The sequence below is a fragment of the Microbulbifer sp. Q7 genome (assembly GCF_001639145.1).
Taxonomy (GTDB): Bacteria; Pseudomonadota; Gammaproteobacteria; order Pseudomonadales; family Cellvibrionaceae; genus Microbulbifer.
This window is the reverse complement of the sequence record NZ_LROY01000002.1, coordinates 2108088-2120150: the sequence shown is the minus strand read 5'-3', so window position 1 is coordinate 2120150 and position 12063 is coordinate 2108088. Positions and strand designations below refer to the sequence as shown.

The window sequence follows — 12063 nt, the reverse complement described above, 5'->3', positions numbered from 1 at the left end:
CAAACTGGTAGACTGCGCAGCCTCTTGTCCTGGCCCGTACCTGGCGTTAAGCCCGAGTAAGGTGCCAACAGGGACAATTGTCAAAATGGGTAACAGACCTCCTCGCCACAGGCCCCTGTCTCTGAGTTGAATAAGCTTGAAATAGCCGGTGCTATTAATGGGCTTCTTCGCCTTGCCCAGCAATCCTCAGTCGTGCGCTATGGTTATCCCATTGGGATTCGCGCCGACTCGGCTCCTATGTACATTCAAGTGAACTCTATATGACCGACCATTCTGCACCTGCTGGTTTTGACCAGCTGGGCCTGCCGACACAAATTCTCGAAGCTGTTTCCAAACTGGGTTACGAAACCCCATCCCCTATTCAGGCACAGACTATTCCGTCACTGCTGCAGGGCCGCGACGTGCTGGGCCAGGCCCAGACCGGCACCGGTAAAACTGCCGCCTTTGCACTGCCGCTGCTGGCGAGCCTTGACCTGAAAAGCAAGCGCCCCCAGGCACTGGTACTGGCGCCCACCCGCGAACTTGCCATCCAGGTAGCCGAGGCGTGCCAGTCCTACGCGTCCAACCTGAAAGGTTTCCATGTTGCGCCTATTTACGGTGGCGCCGACTACCGCGGCCAGATCCAGCAACTGAAGCGCGGTGTGCAGCTGGTTGTGGGCACCCCCGGCCGCGTCATGGACCACATGCGCAAGGGCACTCTGGACCTGTCCGGCCTGAAAATGCTGGTGCTGGATGAAGCCGACGAAATGTTGCGCATGGGCTTTATCGACGACGTGAAGTGGGTGCTGGAGCAAATCCCTGATCAGCGTCAGATCGCACTGTTCTCGGCCACCATGCCCAGAGAAGTCGCGACCATTGCTCGTGAGCATCTGCGCAACCCGGTGGAAGTAAAGATCAAGGTCAAGACCGAGACCGCTGAGACCATCCGCCAGCGCTATTGGCCGGTGGGTGGCCTGCACAAGATGGATGCGCTGACCCGGATTCTCGAAGCCGAGCCGGTGGATGGCACCATCATTTTTGTGCGGACCAAGAACGCCACTGTAGAGATTGCCGACAAGCTCGCTGCGCGCGGTTTTGCCAGCTCTGCCCTGAACGGCGATATGGCGCAGAACCTGCGCGAGCAGGTGATCGACAAGCTGAAGAAAGGCAAGCTCGATATCGTGGTCGCCACCGACGTGGCAGCGCGTGGTCTGGATGTGAAGCGCATCAGCCACGTGATCAACTACGACATTCCTTACGACACCGAAGCCTATATCCACCGCATCGGCCGTACCGGCCGTGCCGGTCGCGAGGGTGATGCCATCCTGTTTGTGGCACCGCGCGAGCGCCGCATGCTGCGCGTGATCGAGAAGGCTACCAAGAAGCCCATCGAACGTCTGGAACTGCCCACCGCCAAGGCGGTAAACGCCTCGCGTATGGAAAAATTCCGCCAGCGTATTACCGATACACTGGAAGGCGGCTCGGACCTGGCACCTTTTCGTGACCTGGTGGAACAGTACCTGTCAGCAAACGACGTGGATCCGCTGAATGTGGCCGCGGCACTCGCCGCCATGTCGCAGGGCGATCAGCCGCTGTTGCTGGACGAGCGCGAGCCCAAGCAGCGCGATTTCAACGACCGCAATGAGCGCAGCGATCGCCGCGACCGTGATTTTGGAGACAGGGATGACCGCAAACGCAGCAAGCGTGAGCGCAAGCCCTTCGACAAGGAAAAGCACGTTGGTCCGCCCGATGAAGGCAAAGAGCGCTTCCGCATCGAAGTCGGCCGTGATCACGGCGTACGCCCGGGCAGTGTAGTAGGTGCTATCGCCAACGAAGTAGACCTCGACAGCAGCTACATCGGCCGCATCGAAATCTACCCGGACTACACCACCGTGGATCTGCCAGAAGGCATGCCCAAGGAAATCTTCAACCACCTGAAAAAGGTGCGCGTAAACGGCCGGCCGATGAACATCGCCAAGTTTACCGAGCAAGCGGGCAGCAGCGCGGGCGACAAGCCCCCGCTCGCGGCCAAGAAACGCAAGCCGGCCGGCAAACCGAAAAAGCCGCGGGATTGATGCGCAGTAGATTGTGAAAACAAAAAGGCACCGTCAGGTGCCTTTTTTTATGCCTGAAGACTTTTCAATCTGCAGAGTCTAGACGGCCGATCAGGCGCCGTGACAGTCGGTGATGAGGTCTGCAGAGAGTAATGCTGCGTGGTTCGCATTTTCCGCACATGGGTGGCAATCGTTATGAGGTTTTCCGGTGGCGGGACGTCTCACGGTGGCGCGTAGTTGATTTGGGGGGAACGCCAAATTGAAGCAGCCTGTTTGGCATTTGGATGCGCGCCTAACGGAAATAGGAATTTAGTGATGAATATTAAGAATAAGTGTATCGCCAGGCTGGCGATTGGTGGCCTTAGCCTGGTGCTTGCGGCCTGTGGCGGTGGCAGCAGCGGTGGCGGCGGGGGAGACGAGATCCCGGATGTGGTCAATCAGGCCCCTAGCGTTAGCCTGTCGCCCATATCGATTGAGGAAGGGGCGTCTGCAACGCTGCAAGCGTCAGCCGCGGATGCGGATGGCAGTATTGTTTCCTATCTCTGGGAACAGAAGTCTGGTGTGACACTCGAACTCTCGGGTACCGACACCGATACGGTTACGATTCAGGCGCCAGCCGTGGTCGCAGATGCGGAAGCAACTTTGGCGATAACCGTGACCGATAATGATGGTGCAACCGCGAGCGCCGAGGTAACGGTGACGGTGCGAGCACAGATGGCGAGCGTCGTCATTGAAGGGGTGGTCACCGACAATCCGGTGGCCAATGCGCAGGTAGTCATTGAGGTGGCCGGGCAATCATTTACAACGTCCGCCGATGCTAATGGCGAGTATGCGATTTCCGTTGCTGTGGACGATAGCTTCAGCAAAGAAATAGTGCGCGCTGAAGCCACCAGTCAGGACGCGAAGCTGAAGCTTGTTTCCCTGATGGGCGATGTCGATACCCTGCTCAGTGCAGCGGGTGAAGACGGGGTATTGACCCGTGACGAGCACCAGCCGGTTGTGATTTCAAACTTGACCACAGCACTGGCAGCCCAGGTCGAGCAGGGTGAGCCCGGGAGTGTAACCACACAGGAACAGCTTGTTGCGCGCACGAAAATGCTCAACGGCAGTGAGGTTTTCCAGTTGGGTGTACTGATTAAGTTGGTACTGGACTACTCCGATTCCCCCGGAGTAGAAATGCCGCAAAATATCCCGGATACCTATGCCTTGGCTGCGGATCTCGAGTCCGCCGCGAAACTGGCCGCCGACATTGAGCTGGCCAATGTCTCTGTTTACCAGGAGGCTGCAGCGGCAATTGTTGCGGACCAGAATCTGGTGGTTCCGGTCCTTGCCGATGTGTCAGCGATTCAAGACACCTTTTACTTTACCTCACCGATCTTGAATGCCATGCCTTTCGACGGGCAAGGCAGTGCCGTGATCGGTAATCGACTGAGTGTCGCATCTGGCGGCGCAGGTGAGTTGTCTAGCGGCTTTGGTGTCAGCCCGCTTACCTGGGTGGCGACTGTCCAGGGGCTTGAAATCAGCGGTGCGGAATTTGTCGCAAGAACTGACGTGGATTTCGATGCCAACCTGGGCGCCTCCGTCGAGAAACAACTGGTCGTGCAGCCAAAGCGGATCAACTGGCTTGCGACCAGCGCGGAGGTGGATTGGCTGCTGATCACGGCAGAGACATTTTCTCGCTACCCGAACGGGGAATATCCGGCGACCGCGCCCGTTAGTGTCACTGATGCATTGATTGCGGTGCGTGAAGCGGGCACTGCAGACCTGGAGCAGACCCTGCAAATGGGGGTCGCCCTGAGTATTCCGCTGCCGGCGCTGGAAGGTGAAATCACTGATCCGTCGCCGGAAAATCCGGATGGTTACCTGGATATTTCCTCAGTGCAGTTGATTTTCGCTGGCAACGTCGAAACCGGCGGTAGTGTTACCGTAACTCGGGATTCCGTCAGCGGCACCGGGGTGGCTGCGTCCACGCAAGTGAGTTCCGCCTGGACAGTAGATGCCGCTGGGCATTTGCAGATTGCCGATGTGCTAGGGCATTCGCTGGAACTGGTCTTGCTGGAGGGTGATAACCCTCAATCGCCCATGGTATTTGTGGAAGCAAATGACGGTGGTGAAAAGTCGTCTACCACCGGCGACGCCTTCCTGAAAGAAGCGCCTGCCTGGTCGGATGCCAGTGCAGTGGGTATCTACAAGTACCCACTCAATTTCTTTACGCCGTCACAGGCATTCTGGTTCGAAGTGAACGCCGACGGCACCGCGCTGACCGTATCGGTATTTGACGACAATGGGGATGGCGAGATTGCCCAGAATGAAGCGGCTCTAATGCCCGGGTTCTGGCAGATCAATGCAGCGGGTAATCTGGTTATTCGCCGTTATCGGACTTCAGATGCGGGTTATTACTGTGAAGCCGCCACCTGGGATCCGGCGCCGGGTGATGACTGTGTCCTTTACCATGAGCGTGAGTGGGTGGTGCATCAGGATGCTGAGGGTGTGGCGGTGCGGCACTACCATCGGTTTATCATGGACCCGTTCCTGAACACGTCGCAGCCAACTCCGGCGGAGCACACGTTCTTTTTCGGAACCGTGTCCAATGTGTATCTGGAGCGGGTTCAGGAGAGACCGTTCGTTATTCCTACCATGTAAGCACTGCGTTACCGGAAGCCACTGCGCGTACCGGGGCAAGCATAAAAAAACCGCGCTATTGCGCGGTTTTTTTATGGTGTCGCAGAGATGGTCCCTGCCTGCAGCCGATCTATTGGGTTTTGCCAAACGGCAGCATCTGCCGCAGTGTATTGTCTTTACTGATCAGGTGATGCCACAGGGCACCGCCGATATGCAGTACCAGCAGAATGAGCAATGCGTTCCACAAAAATTCCTTGTGGATAAATGCGATCTGTTTAGCGAGTTCGATATTCTTGCTGAAGAAGGCGGGCAGGTCGAACAGCCAGAACAGGGTGGTGTCGCGGCCGGCAAACTGGCGCATGAGCAGGCCACTGAGGGGCATGCCAATCATGATGATGTACATCAGGCTCTGAATCAGCAGGGATACGGGCTTCTGCATGCTGCTGCCGTACAGTGTCGGGCGGCCGTGGGTGGCGCGCCAGTAGAGGCGGAATAGGCCCAGGAACAGCACGGTAAAGCCCACGGAAAAGTGCCCTACCATCCACCAGCCCCGCATCGGGTCACCTCTCTCGTAGAGTTCATGCAGTTCTACGGAGGCCCAGGCAAACAGAATAAAGAATGCGATTAGCCAGTGCAGTGTCTTGAGTGCTTTGCTCCAGCTATTGGGTGTGGAGGCCATACTTATCCCCTTGTGTGATGACTGTTATATGTTATTCAGACAGTTGTTGTGGTCGCAGTGCGCACGCCATTCAAGTTGGCGAAGCAGGTGTCCCGTGCCGTGCTGAGGAAATCCTGCAAAAATGCCTGATCCCGCATCTCGTCGCGCACCGCAGCGTAGAGTGTACTCCACAGACCGGATTTTCCTAACCGCAATTGGCTGACCAGCCCCTTTTGTAAATATTCGTAAAGCGCCCAGTTGGGTAGCGCGCATACCCCGCGTCCACTGACCACCAGTTGCACCATCATCACCGTGAGCTCGGCGGTGCGCACCGATGCGGGTTCGATGCCCGCGGGGTCGAGAAAGTGCTGAAAAATATCCAGCCGCTCCCGCTCCACCGGATAGGTAATCTGCACTTCGTTTTCCAGGTCTTGCGGGGTGACCCATTTGCTCGCCGCCAGCGGATGCTTGCGACTCACCGCCAGGCACATCTCAAAGCTGAACAGGGGAGCGTAATGGATGCCCTTGAGGGACGGATCCGGGTTGCTGGTTACCACCAGGTCCAGATCGCCACGGACCAGCGCGGGCAGGGGCGCGAAATGAAAGCCGCTGGACAGGTCCAGCTCCACTTCCGGCCAGTCATCGCGGTAGGCGTCGAGGGTGGGCATTAGCCACTGATAGCAGCTGTGGCATTCGATGGCGATGTTCAGTCGTCCGGCCTGCCCGGAGGCCAGCCGTGCAAGATCCCGCTGGGCCACGGCTACTCGGGGCAGTACGTCGTCGGCCAGTTGTAGCAGCCGCAGGCCGGCGCTGGTAAAGCGCAGCGGGCGGGATTTACGGATAAACAGCGCCTGTTGGTGGCGGTCTTCCATTTCCCGGAACAGGTGGGAGAGGGCGGACTGGGTCAGGTGCAGACGCTCGGCGGCGCGCACCATGCTGCCGGTTTCCCGCAGGGTGGTCAGGGCGCGCAAGTGGCGTAGTTCAATCATCTTGAGTCAATTTCATGTTACGGGCAAAAAATATGAAATTGATTGAACATGGTGTGGCCTGCAGAATCAACCCCCTAATTTTGGTGCCCCCGGCGGTTGGCTCGGGGCGGTTTGTTATTTGGGGGAAGGGACATGGCACAGACACATATTCTTGGGTATCCGCGTATCGGCGCGCAGCGCGAACTGAAGCGGGCGCAGGAGGCCTACTGGAAGGGAGAGATCGACCAGAAGGCCCTGCGGGCAGTGGGCGCACAGGTGCGCAGCCAGAACTGGCAGGCTCAGCAGCAAGCCGGCCTCGCGTACACCACCGTCGGCGACTTTGCCTGGTACGACCAGGTGCTCAATCACTCGTTGATGTTTGGTGTGGTGCCCGAACGCTTTGCCGTCGACGCGGCGGACAACAAGCTGGATCAGTATTTTCGCCTGGCGCGCGGCCGTGCGCCCTCCGGTGCACCGGTGGCCGCCAGTGCCATGACCAAATGGTTTGATACCAACTACCACTATCTGGTGCCGGAGTTTTCTGCTGATCAGGAATTTGCCCTCGACAGCGAATGGCTGCTGGAAGAGGTGCGGGAAGCCCAGAGCCTGGGGCACAACGTCAAGCCGGTGGTGATCGGCCCGCTCACTTACCTGTGGCTGGGGCGGGGTGTGGAAAACCCGCTGGATCTGCTGCCGAAACTACTGCCGCAATATCTCGCGCTGCTGGCACAGCTGGCCGATGCGGCGGCGCAGTGGGTACAGATTGACGAGCCCATTCTGGGGCTGGACTTGCCCACCCAGTGGCGCGATGCGTTTGCACCCACCTACGCGGCACTGGCGAACGCCAGTGGCAGCAAACTGCTGCTCGCCAGTTACTTTTCTCCGTTGCGGGAAAATCTCGACCTCGCGTTTGCCCTGCCGGTAGACGGTGCGCACATCGATGTGGTGCGCGCGCCCGAAGAGCTGGCCAGTGCGGTGGGCGCCCTCGGTCGCCAGCAGGTACTTTCAGTGGGGGTGATCAACGGACGCAATGTGTGGCGGACGGATCTCGCACACTGGCAACGGGCGCTGGCGCCGCTGGCAGAGCGATTGGGAGAGCGCCTGTGGCTATCTGCCAGTTGCTCCCTGCTGCACAGCCCGGTCGACCTGGCCACGGAAACCGGCCTTGCCGAAGCCGACAAGCAGCGCTTGGCCTACGCGCGCCAGAAACTCGATGAACTGAACGCGCTGCAGCAGGCCCTGCTGCCGGGTGCGGAGCAGCTTGCGGACACCGCCAAAACCGAGAGCCGCAGTGAGGCGGAGGTGCGCGCAGAGCTCGCCAGCACCTGGCGCGCGCAGCCGTTTTCCGAGCGGGTGGGGGTGCAGCGCGCGCGCTGGAAACTGCCGCTGTTGCCCACCACCACCATTGGCTCGTTTCCGCAGACCGATGTGCTGCGCCAGGTGCGCAAGCAGTTCCGCAACGGCGAGATTTCGACACAGGATTATCACGACCACCTGCGCGCGGAAATTGCCGAGGCCATTCGCCGTCAGGAAATTCTGGGGCTCGATGTACTGGTGCACGGGGAAGCCGAGCGCAACGACATGGTGGAGTATTTTGGCGAACAGCTGGATGGGTTCATTCACACCGGCAATGGCTGGGTGCAGAGCTACGGTTCGCGCTGTGTGAAGCCACCGATTATTGCCGGGGACATTTCCCGCCCGCAGCCGATGACCGTGCAGTGGAGTGAATACGCCCAGAGCCTGAGTAAAAAGCCGGTAAAAGGCATGCTCACCGGGCCGGTCACGATTCTCAACTGGTCTTTCCCGCGCGAGGACATTCCTCGCGCCGTGAGCTGCCTGCAGATCGCCCGGGCGTTGCGCGAAGAGGTGCGCGACCTGGAGGCGGCGGGCATCGGTATTATCCAGATCGATGAGCCGGCACTGCGCGAGGGCGTACCGCTGCGGGCCTCCGGCCACGACGATTATTTTGCCTGGGCGGTGGGCTGTTTCCGCTATACCTGCAGTGAGGTGAAGGCGGAGACCCAGATCCATACCCACATGTGCTACTCCAATTTCAACAGCATCATGGATTCGATTGTGGCACTGGATGCGGATGTCATCACCATCGAATCCGCTCGTTCCGATCTGCGCCTGTTGCAGGCGTTTGCCGGTGAGCAGGGCGGCTATCCGAATGAGATCGGGCCGGGTATTTACGATATCCACTCGCCCAATGTACCGGAGCGCGCGGAGCTGGTGGCGCGCTTGCAGCAATTGCTGGAAGTGATTCCCGCGGAAAAACTGTGGGTAAACCCGGACTGTGGATTGAAAACCCGCAACTGGGCGGAGGTAGGCTCCGCGCTGCTGAATATGGTGGAGGCGACCCGGGCGGTGCGCGCCGGATTAACGCTGGCGGAGTCCGCGTGAGAGGATGAGCGCAGTTCCCTGATGGATTGGCCGGCCGCTTTGGCCGGCCTTTTTTTATTTGGCGGTTTAGAACAGCTCTGCCAGGAATGGCGCAAGCGTATCGCAACAGAATACCGGCTTGCCCGCGACAAACGTCGCTTCTACTTCACCATTGGCATTCAGCAGTGCGAGATCGGCATTCTTGCCGAGAGCGATGGAGCCGGTATGGTCGTCAATGCCGAGGAATTTTGCCGGTGAGAGGCTCGCCATATGCAGTGCCTCGCGCCATTCGATGCCTGCGAGCTTGTGCAGGTTGGCGGCGGCGCGTTCCAGTGTCAGGGTGCTGCCGGCCAGCGAGCCGCTGTCGGTGCGTGCCACGCCCGCTTCCAGATTGATGTCCATTTTGCCCAGTTGATAATGGCCGTCAGCAAGGCCGCCGGCGTTGATGCAGTCGCTGATCAGGGTGACGCGCGTCGGGTCTTTTAATTTGCAGATCATCTGCAGAATGGCCGGGTGTAGGTGTACCCCGTCGGCGATCACTTCCACGTTGGCATCGTGCACCAGCACCGCACCGGTGCAGCCGGGTTCGCGGTGGTGGATGCCGCGCATGCCGTTGAACACGTGCACGCCGCCGCAGGCACCGGCGTCCAGCGCTGCGCAGGTCTGCGCGTAGGTGGCGTTGGTGTGCCCCAGCATGACCTTGACGCCGCGCTGTTGCAGATACGGAATGATGTCCATGGCACCGTCCACTTCCGGTGCCAGCGCCACGACTTTCAGTTGTTGGTGGGAGGCCTCGAGCAGGGCATCCATGCGTTCGCGGGTGGGGGTGAGAAAGTAGTGATCGTTGTGTGCGCCCTTGTGCTCGCTGGCAAAAAACAATCCCTCACTGTAACCGCCGAGCACCTGTGCGCCCGGTTGTGGCGCCAGTGCCGCGCGCCCCAGGTTGTCCATGGCGGCGAGGGTTTCTTCCCAGCCGCTGGTGACCGTGGTGGCGAGGAAACCGGTGACACCGTGCTGTGCCAGGGAGCGCGAGATGGTTTGAATCGCCTCCGGTGTCGCGTCCATCACATCGCAGCCTTCGCGGCCGTGAATGTGCAGGTCGATCAGGCCCGGTACCAGGGTGATTTCCGGCAGTTCAATGACCGGCACACCGCTGGTGGGCGCTGCGGTAATTTCACTGATGCAGCCGCCCTCGATGCCGAGGTAGTGGCCGCTGAGCGCCGCCGTTTCGGTAAAGATGGTCTGCGGCTTTAAGTACACCGGGTGAGTGTTTTTGGCATCGTTCATGGCGTCGTTCATGGCATTGTTCATGCGAAAGGCCTTGGATGGTGTAGGGCGGGCTAGTGCGGGCTTTCCGCAAACTGCCGGGCGAGCAGTGCCGCGCCGCGGGCGCCGCTGGCATCGCCGAATGTGGGCGGCACAATGGGCGGGGCCGTGAAGCCGGCGAACAGGTGGCTTTCGATGGCCCGGGGCAAATCCCGGTACAGTTCTTCGATACGCGACAGGCCGCCGCCCAGCACAATAACGTCCGGGTCGTGGGCCATCATCAGGTTGGCAAAGGCAGCGCCGAGCAGGTCCAGGTGAATTTCCCGGGTGGCCAGCGCATGGGTATCGCCAGCGCGCCACCGTTCAACCAGCTCGGGTACCGTCACCGTTTGGCCACAGTACTGCCGGTGCAGGTTGGCGAGGCCGGGGCCGGCAATATACGGCTCCAGGCAGCCCACCAGGCCGCAGCCGCAATTGAGCAGCGGTAGCTGGTACTTCTGGCGCAGTGCGGCAGGCAGTGGGTGGTGTCCGTACTCACCGGCAATGCCCTGGCGGCTGCGGTAGAGTTCGCCGTTGATGACCAGGCCCCCGGCCGCGCCGGTGCCGAGTACGGCGCCGTACACTCTGGCGTAACCGTCGCCGGCACCACCGTGAGCTTCCGACAGGGCAAACAGTCGGCAATCGTTTGCGATGGCAATCGGCCGCTGCAGGCGCGCCTGTAAAACCTGTGCGACATTTTTTCCCGTGGCGCAGGGTACGTTGGCTGATAGCGTGCGTCCCTCGTGGTCGATCAGGCCGGGCATGCCGATGCCCACCAGCCCGCGCCCACCGTGGCGCTGATCCGCCTCTTCGATCAGCGTTACCAGTGTGTCGATAAACCCGTTGAAGTCCTCCACCGGGGTGGCGACCCGCGCGCTGTCGAGCTTGCGCAGCTGGTCATCGAAACATGTGATTTCGATTTTGGTGCCGCCAATGTCCAGTCCGTAAATCAACTGTATTACTCGCTTGCGCTGTCTGATTCCAGGGGATAAATGGTCACGCCCTGTACCACGCGATTCACTTCACCGGTGGGGCAGGGATTGTCCGGGGTAATCCCCAGCGCCAGGGATTTGTAAAACGACAGCGCCTGCGCAACCACGATGTAGTACAGCGCGAGCCAGGCTTCTGCCAGTGCGCTGGTGTCTGCGAAATCGGCGGGGCACAGGATCCACGGTGTGGTGCCATCTTTTTTGAGCTCCGCCAGCAGATCGTCGTCGTAGCGGCGGCAGTAGGCGTCGTTGCTTTGCAGCAGTACCACCAATGTCTTGTCGTCGAGCATGGACTTGGGGCCGTGACGGAAGCCCAGTGGGCTTTCCGCATGGCAGTCCACCTTGCCGGCGGTGAGTTCCAGCATTTTCAGCGCGGCCTCGGTGGCGATGCCTTTCAGTCCGCCGGCGCCGAGAAAGACCACCCGGTTGAAGTCCCGTTGGGCAATGCGCTGAATATCCGGGAGCTGGTTCTCCAGCAGGTTGCGGGTCACCGCGGCCAGCGCCGGTAGCTGGGCGGCTTGCGGCGCAAACACTTCCAGGGTGGCGAGCAGCATGGACGTAAAGCTGCTGGTCATAGCGAAACTCTGGTCCAGGGTTTCTTCCGGCATCAGCAGGGAATAGCTGTTGTCGCTACCGTTGGCGCGCTTGGCCAGCTCCCCGTCCGGGTTGCAGGTAATCACCAGGTGGTAGCACTGTTCTACACACTGGTTGGCCAGGTCATAGGCGCCGACACTCTCCGGACTGTTGCCGGAGCGGGCGTAGGAAACCAGCAGGGTGGGCACCTGCCGCAGCAGGTATTCGTGCGGGTTGCTCACCAGGTCGGTGGTGCTGATGGCTTCCACGCGGCGTTCCATGGCGCGGGTGAGATAAGGTGCGACCGTCTCGCCGGCGTAGGCGGACGTGCCCGCGCCGGTGAGGATGATGCGCAGTGTGCTTTGTTGCAGCAGTGGCTGCAGCCATGCGTGCAACTGCGTGCGCTGCGCCTCCACGAGGGCGGCGGTGCGCTGCCAGGAATCCGGCTGCTGGGCGATTTCGCGCGCAGTGTACTCGGCCTTGTTCTGGCGGAGTGTGTCGGCGTCGATATTCAGGGTGTTATACATCTTTAT

The 12063-nt window shown here is 60.2% G+C and carries 8 protein-coding genes; 3 read left to right on the top strand and 5 right to left on the bottom strand.

Going from position 1 to position 12063, the window contains the following annotated elements:
- Nucleotides 1–260 precede the first annotated feature (260 nt).
- Nucleotides 261–2054, top strand: a complete 1794-nt coding sequence (locus AU182_RS14535; RefSeq protein ID WP_066966744.1) for a DEAD/DEAH box helicase — start codon at nt 261–263, stop codon at nt 2052–2054.
- 294 nt (nt 2055–2348) lie between these two features.
- Nucleotides 2349–4676, top strand: coding sequence for a hypothetical protein (locus AU182_RS14530; RefSeq protein WP_066966742.1), 2328 nt, complete (start codon nt 2349–2351; stop codon nt 4674–4676).
- A gap of 109 nt (nt 4677–4785) precedes the next feature.
- Here AU182_RS14530 and AU182_RS14525 read toward each other — a convergent pair whose 3' ends face one another.
- Entirely contained in the window at nt 4786–5334 is a 549-nt protein-coding gene (locus AU182_RS14525) for a cytochrome b (protein WP_066966739.1), read from the bottom strand.
- 35 nt (nt 5335–5369) lie between these two features.
- Nucleotides 5370–6302, bottom strand: coding sequence for a LysR family transcriptional regulator (locus AU182_RS14520; protein WP_066966736.1), 933 nt, complete (start codon nt 6300–6302; stop codon nt 5370–5372).
- A gap of 132 nt (nt 6303–6434) precedes the next feature.
- Between AU182_RS14520 and metE the strand changes: the two genes are divergently transcribed.
- Nucleotides 6435–8684, top strand: a complete 2250-nt coding sequence (gene metE / locus AU182_RS14515; RefSeq protein WP_066966733.1) for a 5-methyltetrahydropteroyltriglutamate--homocysteine S-methyltransferase — start codon at nt 6435–6437, stop codon at nt 8682–8684.
- Between the two features lie 66 nt (nt 8685–8750).
- On the opposite strand, the gene nagA is transcribed toward metE, so the two are convergent.
- From nagA to AU182_RS14500, 3 genes are read right to left on the bottom strand one after another with little or no spacing between them, the layout of a single operon-like run.
- Entirely contained in the window at nt 8751–9974 is a 1224-nt protein-coding gene (gene nagA / locus AU182_RS14510) for an N-acetylglucosamine-6-phosphate deacetylase (protein ID WP_227718281.1), read from the bottom strand.
- Between the two features lie 29 nt (nt 9975–10003).
- Nucleotides 10004–10921, bottom strand: a complete 918-nt coding sequence (locus AU182_RS14505) for an ROK family protein (protein ID WP_066966730.1) — start codon at nt 10919–10921, stop codon at nt 10004–10006.
- Nucleotides 10922–10926: 5 nt separating this feature from the next.
- On the bottom strand, nt 10927–12057 hold the full coding sequence (locus tag AU182_RS14500) for an SIS domain-containing protein (protein ID WP_066966727.1): 1131 nt from the start codon (nt 12055–12057) through the stop codon (nt 10927–10929).
- Nucleotides 12058–12063: the final 6 nt, after the last annotated feature.